This is a genomic window from Enterovibrio nigricans DSM 22720 (genome assembly GCF_900167155.1).
Classification (GTDB): Bacteria; Pseudomonadota; Gammaproteobacteria; order Enterobacterales; family Vibrionaceae; genus Enterovibrio; species Enterovibrio nigricans.
Genome location: NZ_FUXU01000003.1, coordinates 110,981 through 131,278 on the forward strand (window position 1 = coordinate 110,981; position 20,298 = coordinate 131,278).

Below are 20,298 nucleotides of genomic sequence, written 5' to 3' on the forward strand. Positions count from 1 at the left end.
TTGGATTGGATTAGTGGTGATTCGGCACTGTGGGTTTTGTTTTCGACAGGATTTCTCAGTGCCACGTTATTACCTGGTGGCTCAGAAGCTAACCTCATCTATTTGCTGAAAGAGAGCAGCTACGGCATTGCGGTGCTGGTATTGGTGGCCACGTTAGGAAATACACTGGGTGGCATGACGAACTATTGGATTGGCCGATTTATTCCAGAGCGAACCCTGTCGCAAAAACACGGTCAAAAGGCCATTAGCTGGCTTCAAAAGTATGGCTATTGGACTTTATTGCTGAGTTGGTTACCGATTATTGGTGACCCTTTGTGTCTGGCGGCTGGCTGGCTTCGTCTTAATCAGCGTTGGTGTTGGTTGCTCATTGCGTTTGGAAAGGGCGTGAGGTACCTATTGCTCGCCCTGATCACGCGCGGACTACTCAGTATGTAACGTATCCCCAAATAACCTGAATGCTTCATCTTCAGGTTATTTGGGGATCAATGAAGTAAAAACAACACGGGACGGTCTATGTCATCTCGTGTTGTGATTTAAATTTGAAGGATAGCGTGTGCGTTATATTTTTCTCACGGCAGTTGCGTTAGGACTGTCCGGATGCGGAGTTTATCAAGCATCCTCCACCATGACGCTTCCTGAAGGCGTTACCTTCGTTGAAGAACACAAGGCAACCAGTAACGGCCCTGCCATTCCTTATCAGAAATATATCTTGGATAACGGACTCACCGTTATATTACACCCAGACAAATCCGATCCTCTGGTGCATGTGGATGTCACATATCACGTGGGCTCTGCGCGAGAAGAGCCGGGCAAGTCAGGCTTCGCACACTTCTTTGAACATATGATGTTTCAAGGATCTGAGCATGTGGGTGATCAGCAACACTTTAAAATGGTGACGGAATCTGGCGGCAGTGTGAACGGCACCACTAACCGCGATCGCACCAATTATTACGAGACGGTTCCGGCTAACGAGCTCGAAAAGATGCTGTGGCTGGAATCTGATCGTATGGGCTTTTTGCTTAATGCCGTCTCTCAGCGCAAGTTTGAGATTCAGCGTGATACGGTGAAAAACGAACGTGCGCAAAACTTCGATAATCGCCCATATGGTTTAGTGCAAGAAACGCTGGCGGCGACCTTGTACCCGCCGCAACATCCATACAGTTGGCCGACTATTGGGTATGTTGACGATCTCAATAGCGTAGATGTGGATGACCTTAAGAACTTCTTCTTACGTTGGTACGGGCCGAATAACGCTACCTTGACCATCGGTGGCGACATCAATGTGTCGCAAACACTGGAATGGGTGGAAAAATATTTCGGTGATATTCCGAAAGGCCCCGACGTGAAGAAAGCAGAGAAGTGGCCAGTGACGATTGAAGCCGACCGCTTTGTTACGATTGAAGACAAAATTCAGCAACCGATGTTGGTGATGAGCTGGCCGACCGAATATCCCGATGCGGAAGCGAGATTGTCGCTGGATATGTTGGCATCTGTTTTAGGACAGGGCCGAAACAGCCTGCTTTATCAAGACTTGGTGAAGCCTGGCAAGGCACTGAGTGCAAGTGCTTATCAATACTGTGGCGAGCTCGCCTGTAACTTCCAGCTCTATGTGCTTGGTAATCAAGGAGAAGACCTGGCAGACATTCGCCAGGATGTGATGAAAGTACTCGATTCCCTTAAGGTTCGAGGCATCAAACAAGACGATCTTGAGCAGGTAAAAGGCAGTGCTGAGGCTGGTGCTGTATTTGGGTTACAGAGTGTACACGGTAAAGTGGCCCAGTTAGCTGCGAATGAGACCTTCTATGGCGAACCTGACCGTTTGGACAAATGGCTGAAGGAGCTCGATGCGATATCAACCGAGGATGTTGAGCAGGCATTTGATGATTACATTTGGCACAAACCATCGGTGAATGTCTCCGTGGTCCCCGTTGGTAATAAAGCGCTAGAGGCGGACGCGCAAAACTTCACGCCTGCGCGTGCGGCACGTGATGAAAATGCATCGGAAAAGACCGCAATGCGTGAAACGCCGGAAACCTTTGACAGAAGTGTCGTACCGTCACCAAACGGTGCCGTTACGGTGAAAGTGCCTGAGTTGTACCACGCTAAACTCGGTAATGGCATTGAGATTACGGGGGCCGTGTCAGACGAAACGCCTACGGTCGCCATGCATCTGATCATTCCTGCGGGCAGCTTGATGGAGCCTAAAGGGAAGAATGGTCTCGCGTCTTTGACGGCAGATCTCATTGCTGAGGGCACCACCAACCAAACCAGTGAGCAGATCGCCGCTAAGCTTGATCGTTTAGGGTCGTCAGTCAGCATCAGTGCTTCGGCAAAAGGCACCACGGTCAGTGTCTCTTCATTGACCAAAAACCTGCGTGAGACGCTGATGATTGCGGGTGATATGTTATTTAACCCGCGTTTTAGCCAAGAAGACTTCGACCGCTTGAAGAAGCAAACGCTAGAAGGCATTCAGTTCAGTCATCAAACGCCACAATGGCAGGCGGGACAAGCTCGACGTGAAGTGCTGTTCAGTGACCCGTGGCATGCATTGCCACCAGAAGGCACCACGGAAACCTTGGGCAATTTGACGTTAGACGATGTGAAAGCGTTCTACGCGAACAACTACACGCCGGATAAAGCACGACTGATTGCCGTTGGTGACATTAACAAGCAGGCATTGCTCTCTAAGATCAATGGTCTGAATCGCTGGAAGGGGAAGGTAGCGAGCACAGCTGAAAATGCAGAGTTGAAGCATTATACCAAGCCTCAAATTTGGCTGGTGGATAAACCGGGAGCACCACAAAGTGTGGTGCAAATGGTGCGTCATGCGATGCCGTATGATGCAACTGGTGAGATGTTCAAAACCCAGTTGGCGAACTTTAATCTCGCGGGCAACTTCAATTCACGTTTGAACCTCAACCTGCGTGAAGACAAAGGCTATACCTATGGGGCTGGTGGCTATGTGATTGGTGATGATAACTCGGGACGTATCGTGTTTCAGGCACAAGTTCGTGCTGACAGCACGGTTGATACCGTGACGGAAATGCGTAAAGAGCTCAGCAACATGGCAACGAAAGGCATGACGGATGATGAACTTGCGTTCCTTCGTCTAGCCGTTGGACAAAAAGATGCGTTGAGTTACGAAACGCCGGGCGACAAAGCCGGTCTTATTGCCAACATCATGCGTCATGATTTACCCGCTGATTACAAAGCGCAGCAAAAAGCGATCATTGAGTCTGCTAGTTCAGAATCCTTGAACGCACAGTCGCATAAATGGTTCATGCCAGACGACTATCAAGTGATTATTGTGGGCGATGCCACGTCGCTTGAACCGTCGTTAAAAGCATTGGGTCTACCTGTAAAACGTTTATTGATTGAGAATTGAATAACTTTTTACAGATAGTTAGGCGAAGTTAAAAAAGAGTGAGATGGCTTTTGCAGAAAAGAGTGATTATGCTTAGCCATCTTACTGTTTAAAATTATAAACGAGTACAGCCTTGACTAGTTTTTCCCAAAGGTTGGCAGCGTTTTCTGAACATCCGGAAGCGCTAAAAGGTATAGGCCGAGGCGTAGAGCGTGAAGCCCTGCGTATTCTGCCAGAAGGTACCTTGTCGTCTGCCGCTCATCCTCAAGCGTTAGGCTCAGCCCTGACCCATAAATGGATCACCACTGACTTTGCTGAGCAGTTACTGGAGTTTATTACACCAGTTAGCCATTCAGTGCCTGAAATGCTGACTCAGTTGAAAGACATCCATCAGTTTACCTACCGCGCAATGGGCAATGAGTCACTCTGGCCTCTTTCAATGCCATGTTACGTGGCACAAGAAGATGATATTACGCTCGCGCAATATGGCACCTCAAACGTAGGACGAATGAAAACCTTGTATCGCCAAGGGCTAAAGCACCGCTATGGCAGCGTGATGCAGATTATCTCTGGGGTGCACTTTAACTTTTCGTTTTCTAACAGTTTTTGGCAACAGTTGTTTGGCGATCAAACACCGTATGCACGGCAGGAAGCTGTCTCTGATGCTTATTTTGGTTTGATCCGAAATTACTACCGCTTTGGCTGGATGATCCCGTATTTGTTTGGTGCCTCACCAGCGCTTTGTGGATCGTTTATTAAGAAAACTGAATCGACGTTAGACTTTGAGACCGTAGGCAAAGGTACGTGCTACCTGCCTTATGCGACCTCTTTACGTTTGAGTGATCTAGGGTACACCAACAGCGAGCAAAGTGGCCTGAAAATTGGCTTCAACAGCCTTGAGGAATATCTTCAAGGCGTCCGTGCCGCCATCGGGACACCATCGACAGATTTTGCGAAAATCGGTGTGAAAGATGAGATGGGTTACCGACAACTCAATGCCAATGTGCTGCAAATTGAAAACGAACTGTATGCCCCTATTCGCCCTAAACGTGTGGCAAAAAGTGGCGAAAAGCCGTCAGAAGCTCTCGACCGTGGCGGTGTGGAATATATTGAAGTTCGTTCACTGGATGTTAACCCATTCAGCCCGACAGGGATCGATGAAACTCAAGCCTACTTCTTGGATCTGTTCCTGACGTGGAGTGTATTGTCTGAGTCCGAACCCATGACTGACTGTGAAATGCAGTGCTGGCGTGACAACTGGAACAAGATTGTTCTGGAAGGTCGTAAGCCTGGACTGACATTGCAAATTGGTTGCGAAGGTGAGCAGCTGACTCAAGCAGAATGGGGAAAGCGTGTTTTTTCCGAATTGAGCGAATTGGCGGTGATCATGGACAAAGCCTATGGCGGTGACAAATATCAGTCCGTTTGTCGTGAGCTTTCTGGCTGGTTTGAAAATCCTGAGAAAACGTTGTCAGCACGCTTGCTGAAGCAAATCATTGAAAATGAGAGTATCGGTAAAATTGGTCTGTCTATAGCGGCAGCAAACAAAGCATTGTTTGCAAATGGCGCCTATGACACCTTCTCTGAGCAGCAATTTTTAGAAGAAAGTACTGCCAGTCTGAAGCGACAAAAAGATGTGGAGCAAGGCGACGCTATCAGCCTAGAGCAGTATCTGGCTGAGTATTTTGGTGATAGTGTATCGCTATAATAAGCGACTTTTACAGATAAAATAAATTATAGGCCGGCATCTTCCGGCCTGTTTTTTGTCTGAATATCCATGTGTGAAAATTAGGGACTGCTATGCGTTTTTCTCCCAATTGGCTGTTGCTACTGGCGCCTTTGGTATTGTCAGGTTGTGCGACGCCACCCCCTAAAAAATCCGATAACCTTTGCAGTATCTTTCGTGAATACGATGATTGGTATGAAGATGCGGTTGATATGGAAGATGACTGGGGAACACCGATACACATTGCCATGGCGTTCGTGAAGCAGGAAAGCTCGTACGTTCATGATGCATTGCCGCCAAGAGACTACGTGCTGGGTTTTATCCCGTGGGGACGAGTGAGCAGCGCTTACGGTTATGCACAGGCGCAAGACCCAGCATGGTCTGATTACCAGAAAGCGACAAACAATGGTGGCTCGCGTACCGACTTTGGCGACGCGTTGCAATTTATCGGCTGGTATACCTCGGAAACACAGCGTCAATTGGGCATTTCCAAGTGGGATGCTTATAACCAATATCTTGCTTATCACGAGGGGCGAGGCGGGTTTAAGCGTGGCAGCTACAAATCCAAGCCGAAAGTGATGCAGGTTGCCAGAAAAGTCGACCGTCAAGCCAAAACCTATGGCGGCCAGCTACGAAGTTGTCGTAAAGAGCTAGAAGATAATCGTAGTTGGTGGCCGTTTTAATACTGAACATGCCAAGTGATATAAGTAAAAAGCACCGTACTCGGTGCTTTTTTAGTTTTAGTCGAAGCCCATCTGTTGGCGTCCCAGTGGCGTTAAATCGTCTTCAGTTGCTCTGCCTGCGTATGTGCGTTCATGGTGCTCGGGCGCAAAGTCAGGACAACTTTTTCCCGCAAGAAAAGCACTGCGTTGTTTGACAAGAAACTGTCGATTCTTCTCACAATCTGGCGCTGCGCCTATAAACAGCACGTTACTGAAGCCATTCCCGTTGTGTTTATCTTCTACGGCATGAATCGTGTCTGGGTGCCACCAGACGGTGTCACCGGGCTGCATTTTTGGTATGGAAACCAGCCCTTCTAACAGCAAGGGATGCCACTTGGCAGAGACGGTCAAAGCACGTCCTGGTTCCGCACCACAGAGGTCATTGTCCGGTACATCATCTTGAATAGCGCGAAGCAGCATATAAGGCATGGCAAGGGTTGACGGCACCATTTGCAGCGTGCCATCGCCTTGACCCTGATGCGTTAAAGCAACCCATCCTTGAAAGGTGCGGAATACGCTGCACACCGCGGGTGAGGGGTATTCTTCTACGTCGACGCGGTTTGCGCCATGAAAAGCGCGATAGTTGTGCCAGTCGCCAAGGAAAACATCACGGTAAACTTCGCGATAATGAGGTTCTATCCAGCGTTCTATGGAGCCTGAATCAACATGCGGAGACAGTCCTAGCGTGGCATCGCCAGGCTCGCGACGCCTGACTCGATCGGCGTAACTGGCCTCTAAGTCCGGATTGAAAAAGGTTTCATCACCATCTTTCCACGTCCACAAATGATTCAGGTGACGACGGAGTGGTTGCCATATTAGGGTGCTGACGCGCCCAGATCTGAGCTTGGGACCAGTAAATGCCAAAGAGCTGAGGTTTATCTGAATTTAGCTGGCTGAAGTAATTGTCTTCAACGGTCGGAGTATGTTCGTAGTAGCCGTTTTCAACGATATATCGTGACAACTTCTCGTTATGCGCGGTGACGTCTGCTGCTGGCAATGTTCCACGTATTATACAACCGCCGGCCCTGAGAACCTGTTGTTTTTGTGCTTCATCAAAGCCATTTTCAGCGATATCAGAAAACGCAAACTGCGGAATCGCAGACCCCAACCTCTCTTCTTGCTGGATACGCAAAACCTCTTTTTCCATCGCCTCTTCTATTTGTTCAAATCGACGTGAATAGTCAGGCACTTTGGTTTTTAAAGCTTTTTTAAAGTCTTGAACTTGCTTGGGCAGGTTTTCCATAGAAAGGGCCATACAATCTCCTTGTTCGGCACTTGAATTGAGTCACATCGGTGTTGCTGTTTACAGTGATTCGTATGGATTAGTGTAGGGCAAATCCACGTAGAGACGATGTCGTTGGAATGAGGATATTGCTTCAAAATCTAAGTAAGGAGTTGCATATCGCTTTTGTCACGTGCCAATAAAAATCCAAGTGACTGGAGTTTTTCAGCTACATTTTTGCAACAAAATTTACCGTATTGAGATCTGGATCTCTAAAAATCATTGAATTACTGCCGTTGTGTTCTAAGTTTTTACGAGGAGCATAATGGAAGGTTCCAAAAGGTACTTGTCGTAAGCAGTGGCTGAATCTGCTTGTTGTTGTAGTTTTGGATGAGTGGCAATGAACATCAAAGATGGAAAGGATTTCCCTCAAAAACGCGTCACTATGGTCGATGTTGCCAAGGTCGCCGGGGTATCAAAATCGACAGTTTCACTGGTTTTAAATGGCAGCAAGTCTATCAGTGAAGAGAAACAGCAGCGTGTCAACGAAGCGTGCAAAGCGCTTGGGTATGTGTATAACGGAGGTGCCGCCAGCTTGCGTGGTGGTCGTTCCAAAATTGTTGCTGTGCTTTCAAATAATCTGACCAGCCCTTATTTCAGCCAAATCATCAAAGGCCTTGAGCCTCATCTCGATAACTTGGGTTTCATTCCAATCATCATGGACGTCAACGAGAGTCTTGAACGGCAAAATCAGTTTGTTCAGGCTTTGCGAGGCCACAACGTGGCGGCCATTATTATTACACCTGCACCAGAAACGGATAGTCGCTGGATAGATGACATTGTATCTACTGGCCTCCCCATTATTTCCATCATGCGTGAAGTGGAAAACTTTTCCTCCCCCGCCGTCATGGCTGAAAATCGCTTGGGTACATATCTTGCGACGCGTTCATTGATGCAATGAATGAAGCTGGATTGACGGTGCCTGCGAATTATTTTCAGTCGAGTTCGAGTAGTCGGTCTGGCGGGCAAGAAGCGACAGCGAGATTGTTATCGTTGGCCCAAGAAGTAACCGCCATTGTCTGCTTTACCGATGTGGTTGCATATGGCGTATACGCTGCACTTTATGAGGCAGGGAAAGAGCCTGGAAAGGATATCTCTGTGATTGGATTTGACGATTTAGAAGACTCTCGTTTGGTACACCCCAGCCTCTCAACAGTAAGAGTGAAAGGGGAAGATATCGCACGAGAAGCATGTTACTTGCTGCAACGCTTGCTGGCTTCTCAACAAACCCCAAACAAGATTTTGGTCGGTGTTGAATTGGTTCAGCGATTGTCGACGCAGGCTCCAAAAAGCGCATTGTAGAGCGCTTAGCGCGACAGGAAGTTCCAGCAGGTTTTTTGAAGTACTCAGACCCACGGGTCATGTCATGAAAATAAAACGAGGTGAACATGAAAAGTCAACGGGTAAAGTCAATGCTGTCAGCAGCGGTCGTAATCGGAACGATGGCTTCAGCGCACGCTGAAGATGTAGAAGTGCTGCACTGGTGGACGTCTGGCGGTGAAGCCGCTGCGCTTAACGTGCTCAAAGACGACTTGGCGGGACAAGGTATTGGTTGGCAAGACATGCCTGTAGCGGGGGGCGGTGGTGGTAACGCGATGACGGTATTGCGAGCCCGAGTGACGTCTGGCACGCCGCCGACAGCGGTACAAATGTTGGGGTTCGATATTCAGGACTGGGCAGCCGAAGAAGTTGTGGCAAACCTCAATGGTGTTGCTGACGCTGAAGGTTGGAATGCTGTGGTTCCTGATGCTTTGCAGCAATTTTCGACCTATGACGGGAAATGGGTGTCGGCTCCAGTGAATGTGCATTCCACCAACTGGATCTGGGCAAATAAAAAATTGCTAAAGGAAGTGGGAGCCAAACAACCTGAAACTTGGGAAGAACTGATTGTCACGCTAGATAAGCTGAAAGCGGCAGGCTATATCCCGTTGGCACACGGCGGTCAGCCTTGGCAGGATGCGACTATTTTTGACAGTGTGGTACTGACAACTGGCGGTATCGATTTCTACAAAAAAGCCATGATTGATTTGGATCCTGAGGCTCTTGGCTCGGACACCATGGTGAAAATATTTGACCGTATGTCACAACTGCGTGATTATGTTGATAAAAACTTCCCTGGCCGTGATTGGAATCTGGCATCAGCGTTGGTGATTGAAGACAAAGCGGGCATGCAAATCATGGGGGATTGGGCAAAAGGGGAATTCTTGAAGGCAGGGAAGGTACCGAATGAGGATTTCGCTTGTTTCCGTATGCCGGGCACACAAGGCATGGTGACCTTTAATGCAGACCAGTTTGTAATGTTTGATGTCGGTGACTCCAAAGCACAACAAGCGATGGCCAAAGCCATAATGTCACCAGAGTTCCAATCGGCATTTAATGTGGTGAAAGGCTCGGTTCCAGCACGTACTGATGTGTCCAATGAAGCGTTTGATGCCTGCGGTAAGAAAGGTATGGCCGATCTGGCAGAAGCAAATAAAAACGGCACGTTAGTGGGCAGTATGGCGCATGGTCACGCCGCTCCTGCTGCAGTGAAAAATGCTGTTTATGACGTGGTAACCAATCACTTCAATGGAGGCATGAACTCTAAGCAAGCAACGAAAGCCTTGGTTTCAGCGGTGCAGGATGCTCAGTAAAAGCGAATTCAACGAAACAATTTGACGAGTTTCGGGAGACGGTTCGTTAACGCTGTCTCTCGAAACGATGTATTCGTCTTTAATGTTATCAAGGATAGATATATGTCTTCTCAAGGAAACTTCGGATCGAGGCAGTTTTGGCAGCAGGTACTGCCGAAAATTGTTATTGCCCCCTCATTCGCGCTGATCCTCTTTTTTGTCTACGGCTTTATCATATGGACAACGTACATTTCGTTTAGCCGTTCGCGAATGCTTCCTAACTATAATCTCGATGGAATACGCCCTTACGAAAAATTATGGAACAGCCTGAACTGGCAAGTCGCGCTCGAAAATTTGGCCATTTTTGGCATTCTCTATATCGTCATCTGTTGTGCGCTGGGCCTGTTGTTGGCCATTTTGCTCGATCAAAAAATTCGCATTGAAGGGGGTCTTAGACCCATTTTCTTATACCCCATGGCACTGAGCTTTATCGTGACAGGTACAGCGTGGAAGTGGTTTCTTAACCCTGGTCTTGGGCTGGAAAAAACCATGCATGAAATGGGCTGGGAGAGTTTCAGCTTTGACTGGCTCATCAATCCAGACATGGCGATATATACGGTCGTCATTGCGGGTGTTTGGCAAACGTCGGGTTTTGTCATGGCAATGTTCTTGGCAGGACTTCGAGGCATAGATAGTGAAATGCTAAAAGCAGCTCAGTTGGATGGTGCTTCATCCTTTCAAATGTATCGTCGAATTATTATTCCGCAGTTACGGCCTGTTTTTCTCAGTGCGTTTATCGTGCTCGCACACATGGCGATTAAAAGTTATGACTTAGTTATCGCGTTGACGGGGGGCGGACCGGGCAATGCGACAGCGTTACCCGCAACATTTATGTATTCCTATACCTTTACGCGGAATCAAATGGCGGTCGGGTCAGCCAGTGCCATTATTATGCTGATGACCATTGCGGCCATTATCGTGCCTTACCTTTACAGCGAGCTGAAGGAGCCAAAGCATGGAAAGCATTGATAACAAATCGCCGTTCCAAGGTGCTAAGTTTTGGCGGGTATTGATTTACACCACCTTGGTTGTATTTGCCTGTATGTATTTGCTTCCTCTGTTCGTCATGCTGGTAACCTCATTTAAAGAGTTGGATGAAATTCGTCAGGGGAACATGTTGGCATTGCCTGAGGTATGGACTGTCGAACCATGGATTTCTGCATGGGGAACGGCCTGTATTGGTTTAACGTGTGAAGGGATCAGCGGGTATTTTTCTAACTCGATCATGATCACTGTACCTGGTGTGCTGATCTCCGCGATCTTAGGGGCTCTCAATGGCTATGTACTGACGAAGTGGCGCTTCCCTGGGCATAAGTGGGTATTCGGACTGATGCTGTTTGGCTGTTTTATCCCGTTTCAGGTGGTATTGGTGCCAATGAGTCAAGTGCTCGGTACGCTCGGTATTGCAAACACCACATCTGGGTTAGTGCTGGTACACGTTATCTATGGTGTGGGGTTTACCACGCTCTTTTTCCGTAACTACTACGAAGCCTTCCCTAGCGAGTTGATCCGCGCTGCCATGATTGATGGCGCTGGATTCTTTCAGATGTTTTTTCGGATTCTTTTGCCTAGTTCAGGCCCCATTATCGTGGTCACCATTATTTGGCAGTTTACGAACATCTGGAATGACTTTCTGTTTGGCGCTTCGTTCTCGTCAGGCAGTACGGCACCGATTACGGTGGCGCTGAATAACTTGGTAAATTCTTCAACCGGTGTGAAGGAATACAACGTACATATGGCCGGTGCAATGATTGCAGCGTTGCCGACACTATTGGTTTATATCCTGGCCGGGCGCTATTTTGTTCGCGGTCTGATGGCTGGCTCAGTAAAAGGATAATCTGAATGGCATCTTTGACACTCAATAATGTAAAAAAACGCTTTGGTCATATAGAGGTACTGAAAGGCATCGATATTGCGATTGGAGACGGTGATTTTTTGGTGCTGGTGGGGCCATCTGGCTGTGGTAAATCGACGTTGCTGAATATGATTGCTGGCTTGGATAGCATCAGTGATGGTGAGGTGTCGATTGGCGATGTGGTGATCAATGCGCTGCATCCCGCAGACAGGGACATCGCCATGGTATTCCAGTCTTATGCGCTCTATCCCAATATGACCGTCGGTCAAAATATTTCGTTTGGACTGGAAATGCGTAAAGTACCCAAATCTGAACGGGATAAGAAAATCGGTGAAGTCTCGTCGATGTTGCAGATAGAACATCTGTTGAGTCGAAAGCCGGGCCAGCTTTCTGGCGGTCAACGTCAGCGTGTGGCAATGGGGCGCGCTTTGGTGCGCGATCCGAAAATCTTTTTGTTTGATGAGCCGCTTTCAAACCTCGATGCCAAGTTGCGAGTAGACATGCGTACCGAGATTAAACGACTTCATCAACGCCTCAATGCCACTATCGTTTACGTTACCCATGACCAAATCGAGGCCATGACACTCGCGACCAAAATCGCCGTCATGAAAGACGGCGAATTGCAGCAGCTAGGGTCACCCGCAGAGGTGTACGACGACCCAGCCAATACCTTTGTTGCTACATTCATGGGTAGCCCTTCTATGAATCTTATTGACGCCAAAGTCGAATCGGCAGAGCCTGGCAAAGTGCAGTTGGTTTTGGAGGGGTATGATGGCAAGCCACAAGTGGTCTCGCTTGAATGTACGATGGAGAATTTAAGCCATTATATCGGTCAAACAGTGCAGCTCGGTGTGCGTCCAGAAGACATCACGGAAAGTGAGAACGAAGGCCAAGATACACTGACTTGCAAAGTCGATGTGACGGAGCCAACAGGGGCTGATACCTATGTCATCACATCGCTAGGCGGAAAAGAAGTGGTAGCGAGGATGCAAGCGAATGTGGGGTTAAAACCGGGGGATATTACACCGTTTCGATTTAATCCGGAGAAGCTGATGTTGTTTGATACTCAATCAGGTAACCGGATCCGATAAAGCGCAAAAAAAGAAGGGCACGTAATAACGTGCCCTTCTTGCAATGTTTGGTTAACCGACGTTGAGTCCGGATACGGTTTGCGCAACATTTTCTGCACCCGTTTTGATTTCATCCATCACTAAAGAAGCTTCAGAGATTTGCTGTGTCCCTTTGCTTGCAGACTCTGACACGCTGGACATCTTTCGGGTTGCTTCTGAGGTTAGCTCGCGGTTCTTTTTCACCACATCAGCTATTTCAGATGTGGATTGGCTGGTTCGAGCCGCGAGTTGACGAACTTCATCTGCTACCACCGCAAAACCTCGACCTTGATCACCAGCTCGCGCAGCCTCAATCGCGGCATTCAGTGCCAAAAGGTTTGTTTGATCGGCAATGTCACTGATAGTGGAAACGATGGCTTCAATGCTTTTGGATTGTTCGTTCAGTTGGGAAATAGATGATGATGTTTCCGCAACCTGATCGGAAATAGATTGAGACGTAGAAACCGTGGATTCAAGAACATTTGAGCCGCGGGTGGCAATCTCCGCTGTTTTAACGGATGTGCTGTAAGCGACTTGTGCTGCTTCACGGATGGCTTGTTCCTGTACGACTTTGTCGGTAATGTTGTTAGCGAATTTGACTACGCGAACCACATTGCCTTTAGTATCGAATACGGGGTTATACGTTGCACGCAGCCAAAGTACATTCCCTGCACTGTCTTTGCGTTCAAACTGACCGCCTTTGAATTCTCCTGCGGCTAGCTCGCCCCAAAAGTTAGGATTCTCGTGATAAAAGGAATCAGGGCAGAACATACGGTGATGCTTCCCTTGAATTTGGTCAAGGGTGTAGCCCACGGCCCCAACGAAGTTTTCATTGGCTTTGATGATGGTGCCATCAGGATGGAACTCAATCACTGCCATGGATTTGTTCAAAGCGTCAAACACGGCCTGTTGGTCGTCGAGCTTGATTTTTTCTTGGGTGATGTCTGAAGCAATTTTCATCACTTCAGTGACAATGCCATTTTCTTTGATAGGAAAATACGTGGCTTCCAGCCACAAGCGCTCTCCTTTGGCATTGAGCCTTGGTACGCTACCGCTGATGACTTCACCTGCCCGTAAGCGTTCCCAAAAACGTTGATACTCTGCATTTTGGCCATATTCAGGGTCACAGAGTTCTCTGTGGTGTTTGCCCGTAATCTGCTCTAAAGAGAAACCAACGGCACCGAGAAAATTGGGATTGGCATATTTGACTACGCCTTCAGGTGTGAAATAGATGGTAGCGACACTGTTATTGATGGCATCAAGTATGGCTTGATTGTGCGCGCCTTCCTTTTTTTGTGCCGCCAATTCGTTTTTTAATTTTCCGTTAAACATGCAGTTACCCTTAAACGTGAACCCAAACTTTGGTTAAGTGACTCTTTGAGTATTAGTGCAATATCTAGGGACGTCCCCTTATTAATAAATAGTTTAATAATTGAGAAACTGCCTACAACTGAACGTTTAAATCTCGTGAGCAACCAGAGATGTTTATCGAGAAATGCATGAAATTTAACACCAATCTTTGACTGGTGTTAAATTTTTCAATGTTGAATTAAGCCTTGCTGGTTTTTGGAACGGGAAGGATTTTGACTTGCTTGACCATATTTTCTGCGACTTCGATAATTTCCATCTGATGGCCTTCTACCTCAATGCTGAGTGCGCTATTGGGGATGTCTTCGAGATGTTCGAGGATAAGCCCGTTCAATGTTCTTGGGCCGTCGGTCGGTAACGCCCAATTCAGGCTCTTGTTCAGGTCGCGAATATTGGCACTGCCTTCAATCATATAGCTGCCATCTGGCAGTGCAGTGATCTCTTCCGCAAGGCTTGGGGATAGCGAGGTAGTAAATTCGCCGACGATTTCTTCGAGGATATCTTCCAGCGTCACGAGGCCAATAATGTCTCCGTACTCGTCAACAATCAGACCAATCCGCTCTTTGTTACGCTGAAACTTCAACATCTGAACATTGAGTGGTGTGCCTTCAGGAATGTAGTAGACCTCGTCAGCCGCGCGGAGTAAGTGCTCTTTAGTGAACTCATTCTCCACCATTTCGCGATACGCTTCTCTAACCCTAAGCATGCCCACGACTTCATCAATGTTGTCGCGATAAAGCACCATTCGACCGTGAGGCGCATGGGTCAACTGTCGCAATATGGCTTTCCAGTCGTCATTGACATTAATACCTGTAATTTCATTGCGCGGTACCATGATGTCGTTCACCGTAATTTCTTCCAATTCCAAAATTGAAATGAGCATATCTTGGTGACGGCGTGGAATGAGGCTTCCTGCCTCATTAACCACAGTTCGAAGTTCTTCTGAGCTAAGGTGATCTTTGTTATCGGTATTTTTGTTTAAACCCACAACGTGGAGAAAGCCGTTGGTAATGCCGTTGACCATCCAGACTACGGGGTAAAGCAATTTCATCAACACAGAGAGCAGCAAAGAACTGACGTATGACACGCGTTCAGGGTAGAGTGCGGCGATAGTTTTTGGGGTGACTTCGGCAAAGACAAGAACGACTAGTGTCAGGCCGCCAGTGGCGATAGCAACACCGAGATCGCCATACAAACGCATACCCAAAATGGTTGCGATGGCGGATGCTAGGATATTGACGAGATTGTTACCAATGAGGATCAGGCCTATTAGCCTGTCTGGGCGCTCAAGCAGAGCTTCTACTCGCTTGGCACCCTTGTGACCTTGTTTTGAAAGGTGTCGCAGCCTGTAACGGTTTAATGCCATCATTCCGGTTTCAGAACCGGAAAAGTACGCAGAGATGACGATGAGCAATACCAAAAGGGAAACAAGTGTTCCCGTCGATATGTCGTCCAAATTTCAAATCCCTTTTTTAAAGTTCAGCCCTAATTAAAGGGCGTAAAGTTGCTTCTCTGTCAAACAGGATGGCGCAAATACAACAATATTGTCACGCCGCGATGATGACCTCTTGTACGAAACGACTGCCAAAGTAGGCCAACGTTAACAGGAAGGCTCCCACGATGCTGATCCAGATAACGCGTTTTCCACGCCAGCCAGAGCGATAGTGCCCCCAAAGCAACACGCCGTAGACAACCCAAGCCATGGCTGAGAACACCGCTTTGTGTGCTTTACCTTGGGCAATCATGTCATGCACAAACGCAACACCGCTGATCAGAGTCAGTGTCAGCAAAATTTCGCCAATCAAGATGATATTGAAAAGCTGACGCTCTACGGCCATGAGTGGTGGTAGGTTAGGGTTCATGACCAACTTTTTCTTGGCTTTAAGCTGGTGGTCGAGCCAGGCGAGTTGAATGGCATAGAGTGTGGCAATCATTAACGTTGAGTACGAAAACAACGCCAAGGAAATATGAAGAAGCACGTGAGGATTTGCCTCAAGGTGCGTAATAAAGGCGCCGGGAAGCAGCGTCGCTGCGGTGAGGTTAATTGCTGCAAAGCTATAGACAACAGGTAATAAGATCCAAACACGCATGCGAATCATCAGGCCCGTCGTAATCGCGGAGATAATAAAGCTGATGAGTGATGCAACATTCAAAATGCTAAGGTTTTGTCCACCGTCACCAAGAATTAAGTCCGCAAGCAGGTAAACATGAAGGCCTAACGCCCCGCATGCGGTAAAGAAAACATTCCGAGCAGGAATCTGAGCAGGGCCTGATAGCCCAGGAATGATCTGTAAGAGTGCAGAGAAATAGAGTACTGCAGCCAATACGGCTAAGAAAATATCCATGTGTCTTTCAACAACGATGAGCGAAAAGAAAGCATTCAGTATACCGCGCACGAATCTGAGTCGCTATTGATGGGCCAATAAACTTTGCTTCTAAGCTGAGGCACACATTACAAATATCGGTGAAATCAGGGTGTGCTCTTTAAAACATTCCGCACTGCCATCATGTTAGCTGAGCAGATAATAAGATATAATCGCCACAATTTTGTGTTTATTACCACCTGACGAATCATTAATGCTGAGTGGTGTCGCCGCGCAGAGAGCGAGTAGGACATGTTTGAAAACTTATCGGATCGTTTATCCCGTACGCTGAAAAACATCAGCGGTCGTGGACGTCTCACTGAAGACAATATTAAAGACACACTGCGCGAAGTGCGCATGGCGCTTTTGGAAGCGGATGTTGCGCTGCCTGTTGTGCGTGACTTTGTAAAAAGAGTAAAAGAAAGTGCCGTCGGTCTGGAAGTTTCTAAAAGCCTGACACCGGGCCAAGAATTCATCAAGATTGTTCAATCTGAACTCGAAGCGATAATGGGTGAGTCCAATTCAGAATTGGATTTGGCAACCCAGCCGCCAGCCGTTGTTCTGATGGCAGGCCTGCAAGGTGCAGGTAAAACAACCAGCGTAGGCAAGCTGGGTAAAATGCTGAAGGAGCGCCACAAGAAGAAAGTGCTTGTGGTGTCTGCTGACGTTTATCGCCCTGCGGCGATCAAACAGCTGGAAACTCTGTCTAACGATGTGGGTATCGATTTCTTTCCATCGACGCCAGATCAAAAGCCCGTCGATATCGCATCTGCAGCCGTCGCACATGGTAAGCTGAAGTTCTACGATGTTGTCATTGTGGATACAGCAGGTCGCCTTCACGTCGACGAAGCGATGATGGACGAGATTAAAGACGTTCATGCTGCGATTAACCCCGTAGAGACGCTGTTTGTTGTTGATGCAATGACAGGTCAAGATGCGGCAAACACAGCGAAAGCTTTCAATGATGCGCTGCCGTTGACCGGTGTGGTACTGACCAAAGTTGATGGTGATGCACGTGGTGGTGCTGCGCTGTCGGTTCGTCACATCACCGGCAAACCAATTAAGTTCTTGGGTGTTGGTGAGAAGACCGATGCACTAGAGCCGTTCCATCCTGATCGTATAGCGAGCAGAATTCTGGGTATGGGTGACGTACTGTCGCTGATTGAAGACCTGGAACGTAATGTAGATAAAGATAAAGCCGAGAAGCTGGCGAAGAAGTTTAAAGAAAAGAAAGGTTTCGACCTTCAGGACTTCCGCGACCAGCTTCAGCAGATGAAAAACATGGGCGGTATGATGGGTATGCTGGACAAGCTGCCTGGCATGTCGAATCTGCCTGATGATGTGAAAAATCAAGTGGACGACAAAATGTTCGTTCAAATGGAAGCCATTATCAACTCTATGACGCCCAAAGAGCGTGCACGTCCAGACCTGATCAAAGGCTCTCGTAAAAAGCGTATTGCTGCGGGTTCTGGTACGCAGGTTCAAGACGTAAACCGTCTACTCAAGCAATTCACTCAAATGCAAAAAATGATGAAGAAAATGCAGAAGGGTGGAATGAAGAACATGATGCGCAATATGAAGGGCATGATGGGTGGCGGCGGTGGTGGTATGTTCCCACGTTAAGCCGTGAAAAAACATTTTCAATTTGGTGAGGAAACTTCTCACCGATAAAACTAAAGCGAAGGAATCGCTAAGTGATTGATTGTTGCTCTTTGCTGATGCTTTTTTAGCTAAAGCAGTTGCATTCGATCACAGAAAGCGTAAAATTCCGGAGCTTTATTTTGGCACGAGGCCCCGTATTAGCACGGGGCCAATTTATTTCAGTAATGCAAAGAGGACGATATGGTTACCATTCGTTTGGCACGTCACGGCGCTAAAAAGCGTCCATTCTATCAAATCGTTGTTGCTGACAGCCGTCAAACTCGCGACGGTCGTTTCATCGAGAAAGTAGGTTTCTTCAACCCTGTTGCACAAGGTCAAGAAGAGAAACTGCGTCTGGACCTGGACCGTGTTAACCATTGGGTTGGCGAAGGTGCAGCTGTTTCTGACCGCGTAGCACGCCTGATCAAAGACGCGGCGAAAGCTGCTTAATTGATTAGTGTCAGGGTTAAAAGAAAAAGACATGAGTGAGCGAGAGAAGGTTGTAGTAGGCAAGCTAGGTGCTTCTTATGGCATCCGTGGCTGGCTCAAAGTTTTTTCTTACACTGAAGACGCTGAAAGCATTTTTAGCTATACACCTTGGTTTATCAAGGTGCGTGGCGAGTGGAAAGAGACTGGTCTTGAAGACTGGAAACGCCACGGACAGGGTTATGTCTGCAAATTGAAAGGGCTGGATCAGCGTGAAGACGCGGCCGCTTTGACAAATGCAGAAATCGCCATCAATGCAGACGTTTTGCCTTCGTTGTCAGATGAAGAATTCTACTGGCGCGAATTATTCGGAATGGAAGTGGTAACTACCAAAGGTTATAGCCTAGGTAAAGTCACAGACATTCTGGAAACAGGCTCAAATGATGTATTGGTCGTGACTGCTAATCCAAAAGATGCTTTTGGCCAGAAGGAACGCCTTGTGCCGTTCCTCGATGAGCAAGTCATCAAGTTGATTGATCGCTCTGCTCAACGGATCGAAGTTGACTGGGATCCTGGATTTTAACTCCCCCAGTAACAATTAAAGCAATAGGTGCGGAAAAATGTGGGTTGGTATTATCAGCCTTTTTCCTGAAATGTTCCGTGCTGTTACTGAATTTGGGGTAACTGGCCAGGCGGTAAAGAAAGGCCTGCTCGAAGTAGAAACGTGGAATCCCCGCGATTTTACTCACGACAAACACCGGACGGTTGATGACCGCCCATATGGTGGAGGCCCAGGTATGTTGATGATGGTGCAGCCTTTGCGCGATGCCATCGATGCAGCCAAAAATGCCGCCAACGGTAAGACGAAAGTGATTTACCTTTCACCTCAAGGCCGAAAGCTTGATCAAGCGGGTGTTGAGGAGCTGGCGCAGAACGAGAACTTGATTCTTATCTGTGGACGCTATGAAGGGGTAGATGAGCGCATTATACAAACCGAAGTCGATGAAGAATGGTCTATCGGGGATTTTGTGCTCAGTGGTGGTGAACTGCCCGCCATGACGCTAGTTGACGCAGTATCCCGGTTTGTTCCGGGTGTACTTGGTGACTTTGCATCAGCGGAAGAAGATTCTTTCGCAAATGGTTTGTTAGATTGCCCTCACTACACGCGACCTGAAGTGTTAGACGGACTGGACGTACCCTCGGTACTGAAATCGGGTAACCATCAGGACATTCGTCGCTGGCGATTAAAACAATCGCTGGGCCGGACCTGGCTCAGAAGACCAGAGCTCCTGGAAAACCTAGCTCTGACTGACGAACAGGAATTACTACTTGCTGAGTTCATTAACGAACACAGTCCAAGTACCTAAAGATATTTAGTATCAGTTTATTCTAGGGTAAAAAATATGAGTAACATCATCAAGGCGCTCGAAGACGAGCAGCTTAAGCAAGACATTCCTGGCTTCAAAGTGGGTGACACTGTAGTTGTTCAGGTTAAAGTTAAAGAAGGCGAGCGTTCTCGTCTACAGGCTTACGAAGGCGTTGTAATCGCTAAGCGTAACCGTGGTCTACATTCTGCATTTACCGTTCGTAAGATCTCTAACGGTGAAGGTGTTGAGCGTGTATTCCAAACTCACTCACCAGTTGTTGACAGCATTACTGTTAAGCGCCGCGGTGCAGTACGTCGTGCCAAACTGTACTACCTGCGTGAGCGTTCTGGTAAGGCAGCTCGTATCAAAGAGCGTCTGGCTAAGAAATAATCGCTCCGGCGTT

The 20,298-nt window shown here is 47.8% G+C and carries 18 protein-coding genes and 2 pseudogenes; 14 read left to right on the forward strand and 6 right to left on the reverse strand.

Annotated elements, in window-relative coordinates; genetic code table 11:
• The 4 genes from B5D35_RS02180 to B5D35_RS02195 all read left to right on the forward strand — a co-directional run bounded on the left by B5D35_RS02180 (window position 1) and on the right by B5D35_RS02195 (window position 5,773).
• Window positions 1-435, forward strand: coding sequence for a YqaA family protein (locus B5D35_RS02180; RefSeq protein ID WP_078750975.1), 435 nt, complete (start codon window positions 1-3; stop codon window positions 433-435).
• Window positions 436-553: 118 nt separating this feature from the next.
• Window positions 554-3,385, forward strand: a complete 2,832-nt coding sequence (locus B5D35_RS02185) for a M16 family metallopeptidase (RefSeq protein ID WP_078750976.1) — start codon at window positions 554-556, stop codon at window positions 3,383-3,385.
• Between the two features lie 133 nt (window positions 3,386-3,518).
• The gene (gshA, locus tag B5D35_RS02190) at window positions 3,519-5,072 is read left to right on the forward strand and encodes a glutamate--cysteine ligase (protein ID WP_244556479.1); all 1,554 of its coding nucleotides are present in this window, start codon (window positions 3,519-3,521) and stop codon (window positions 5,070-5,072) included.
• Between the two features lie 92 nt (window positions 5,073-5,164).
• The gene (locus tag B5D35_RS02195; RefSeq protein ID WP_078750978.1) at window positions 5,165-5,773 is read left to right on the forward strand and encodes a transglycosylase SLT domain-containing protein; all 609 of its coding nucleotides are present in this window, start codon (window positions 5,165-5,167) and stop codon (window positions 5,771-5,773) included.
• A 57-nt stretch (window positions 5,774-5,830) separates the two neighbouring features.
• On the opposite strand, the gene B5D35_RS24700 is transcribed toward B5D35_RS02195, so the two are convergent.
• Together B5D35_RS24700 and B5D35_RS24705 are read right to left on the reverse strand one after the other, a co-directional pair.
• On the reverse strand, window positions 5,831-6,595 hold the full coding sequence (locus B5D35_RS24700; protein ID WP_244556477.1) for a YbiU family protein: 765 nt from the start codon (window positions 6,593-6,595) through the stop codon (window positions 5,831-5,833).
• Window positions 6,573-7,067, reverse strand: a complete 495-nt coding sequence (locus tag B5D35_RS24705) for a YbiU family protein (RefSeq protein WP_244556478.1) — start codon at window positions 7,065-7,067, stop codon at window positions 6,573-6,575. The genes B5D35_RS24700 and B5D35_RS24705 overlap by 23 nt, the downstream gene beginning before the upstream one ends.
• 412 nt (window positions 7,068-7,479) lie before the next feature.
• Here B5D35_RS24705 and B5D35_RS02205 point away from each other — a divergent pair.
• From B5D35_RS02205 to B5D35_RS02225, 5 genes and pseudogenes are all read left to right on the forward strand, one after another.
• Window positions 7,480-8,396 (forward strand): annotated as a pseudogene (locus tag B5D35_RS02205) (LacI family DNA-binding transcriptional regulator).
• A gap of 86 nt (window positions 8,397-8,482) precedes the next feature.
• Window positions 8,483-9,727 (forward strand): ABC transporter substrate-binding protein, encoded by a 1,245-nt coding sequence (locus B5D35_RS02210; RefSeq protein WP_078750979.1) that lies wholly within the window; start codon window positions 8,483-8,485, stop codon window positions 9,725-9,727.
• 102 nt (window positions 9,728-9,829) lie between these two features.
• On the forward strand, window positions 9,830-10,735 hold the full coding sequence (locus B5D35_RS02215) for a carbohydrate ABC transporter permease (protein ID WP_078750980.1): 906 nt from the start codon (window positions 9,830-9,832) through the stop codon (window positions 10,733-10,735).
• A complete protein-coding gene (locus B5D35_RS02220) occupies window positions 10,722-11,603 on the forward strand; it encodes a carbohydrate ABC transporter permease (protein ID WP_078750981.1) in 882 nt (293 codons plus the stop codon). Before B5D35_RS02215 ends, B5D35_RS02220 begins: the two co-directional genes overlap by 14 nt.
• Window positions 11,604-11,608: 5 nt before the next feature.
• A complete protein-coding gene (locus B5D35_RS02225; RefSeq protein ID WP_078750982.1) occupies window positions 11,609-12,712 on the forward strand; it encodes an ABC transporter ATP-binding protein in 1,104 nt (367 codons plus the stop codon).
• 51 nt (window positions 12,713-12,763) lie between these two features.
• Here B5D35_RS02225 and B5D35_RS25455 read toward each other — a convergent pair whose 3' ends face one another.
• The 4 genes and pseudogenes from B5D35_RS25455 to B5D35_RS02240 form a co-directional block, all read right to left on the reverse strand.
• Window positions 12,764-13,312 (reverse strand): methyl-accepting chemotaxis protein, encoded by a 549-nt coding sequence (locus tag B5D35_RS25455; protein WP_425291159.1) that lies wholly within the window; start codon window positions 13,310-13,312, stop codon window positions 12,764-12,766.
• A pseudogene (locus B5D35_RS25460) lies at window positions 13,295-14,062 on the reverse strand (PAS domain-containing protein); the annotation flags it as partial. The gene B5D35_RS25455 and the pseudogene B5D35_RS25460, both read right to left, overlap by 18 nt.
• A 217-nt stretch (window positions 14,063-14,279) precedes the next feature.
• Window positions 14,280-15,554, reverse strand: a complete 1,275-nt coding sequence (locus B5D35_RS02235) for an HlyC/CorC family transporter (protein ID WP_078750984.1) — start codon at window positions 15,552-15,554, stop codon at window positions 14,280-14,282.
• Between the two features lie 91 nt (window positions 15,555-15,645).
• Complete coding sequence (locus B5D35_RS02240; protein WP_078750985.1) at window positions 15,646-16,443, reverse strand: cytochrome C assembly family protein; 798 nt, start codon at window positions 16,441-16,443, stop codon at window positions 15,646-15,648.
• A 270-nt stretch (window positions 16,444-16,713) separates the two neighbouring features.
• Between B5D35_RS02240 and ffh the strand changes: the two genes are divergently transcribed.
• The 5 genes from ffh (at window position 16,714) to rplS (ending at window position 20,285) form a co-directional block, all read left to right on the forward strand.
• Window positions 16,714-18,084 carry a signal recognition particle protein gene (gene ffh, locus B5D35_RS02245; RefSeq protein ID WP_078750986.1) on the forward strand — a complete coding sequence of 457 codons (1,371 nt, stop codon included), beginning with the start codon at window positions 16,714-16,716 and terminating at the stop codon, window positions 18,082-18,084.
• A 219-nt stretch (window positions 18,085-18,303) separates the two neighbouring features.
• A complete protein-coding gene (gene rpsP / locus B5D35_RS02250; RefSeq protein ID WP_067412040.1) occupies window positions 18,304-18,552 on the forward strand; it encodes a 30S ribosomal protein S16 in 249 nt (82 codons plus the stop codon).
• Between the two features lie 31 nt (window positions 18,553-18,583).
• The gene (gene rimM / locus B5D35_RS02255; RefSeq protein WP_078750987.1) at window positions 18,584-19,111 is read left to right on the forward strand and encodes a ribosome maturation factor RimM; all 528 of its coding nucleotides are present in this window, start codon (window positions 18,584-18,586) and stop codon (window positions 19,109-19,111) included.
• Between the two features lie 37 nt (window positions 19,112-19,148).
• Window positions 19,149-19,895 (forward strand): tRNA (guanosine(37)-N1)-methyltransferase TrmD, encoded by a 747-nt coding sequence (gene trmD / locus B5D35_RS02260; protein ID WP_078750988.1) that lies wholly within the window; start codon window positions 19,149-19,151, stop codon window positions 19,893-19,895.
• Window positions 19,896-19,931: 36 nt separating this feature from the next.
• Window positions 19,932-20,285 carry a 50S ribosomal protein L19 gene (gene rplS, locus B5D35_RS02265; RefSeq protein WP_078750989.1) on the forward strand — a complete coding sequence of 118 codons (354 nt, stop codon included), beginning with the start codon at window positions 19,932-19,934 and terminating at the stop codon, window positions 20,283-20,285.
• The last annotated feature ends 13 nt before the right edge of the window (window positions 20,286-20,298 follow it).

What these genes read in the sequence shown, in the direction of transcription:
- B5D35_RS02195 (WP_078750978.1), top strand. Translation starts at nt 5,165, where the DNA reads ATGCGTTTTTCTCCCAATTGGCTGTTGCTACTGGCGCCTTTGGTATTG.
- B5D35_RS24705 (WP_244556478.1), bottom strand. Translation starts at nt 7,067, where the DNA reads ATGGCCCTTTCTATGGAAAACCTGCCCAAGCAAGTTCAAGACTTTAAA.
- B5D35_RS02210 (WP_078750979.1), top strand. Translation starts at nt 8,483, where the DNA reads ATGAAAAGTCAACGGGTAAAGTCAATGCTGTCAGCAGCGGTCGTAATC.
- B5D35_RS02215 (WP_078750980.1), top strand. Translation starts at nt 9,830, where the DNA reads ATGTCTTCTCAAGGAAACTTCGGATCGAGGCAGTTTTGGCAGCAGGTA.
- B5D35_RS02220 (WP_078750981.1), top strand. Translation starts at nt 10,722, where the DNA reads ATGGAAAGCATTGATAACAAATCGCCGTTCCAAGGTGCTAAGTTTTGG.
- B5D35_RS02225 (WP_078750982.1), top strand. Translation starts at nt 11,609, where the DNA reads ATGGCATCTTTGACACTCAATAATGTAAAAAAACGCTTTGGTCATATA.
- B5D35_RS02240 (WP_078750985.1), bottom strand. Translation starts at nt 16,443, where the DNA reads ATGGATATTTTCTTAGCCGTATTGGCTGCAGTACTCTATTTCTCTGCA.
- ffh (WP_078750986.1), top strand. Translation starts at nt 16,714, where the DNA reads ATGTTTGAAAACTTATCGGATCGTTTATCCCGTACGCTGAAAAACATC.
- rpsP (WP_067412040.1), top strand. Translation starts at nt 18,304, where the DNA reads ATGGTTACCATTCGTTTGGCACGTCACGGCGCTAAAAAGCGTCCATTC.
- rimM (WP_078750987.1), top strand. Translation starts at nt 18,584, where the DNA reads ATGAGTGAGCGAGAGAAGGTTGTAGTAGGCAAGCTAGGTGCTTCTTAT.
- trmD (WP_078750988.1), top strand. Translation starts at nt 19,149, where the DNA reads ATGTGGGTTGGTATTATCAGCCTTTTTCCTGAAATGTTCCGTGCTGTT.
- rplS (WP_078750989.1), top strand. Translation starts at nt 19,932, where the DNA reads ATGAGTAACATCATCAAGGCGCTCGAAGACGAGCAGCTTAAGCAAGAC.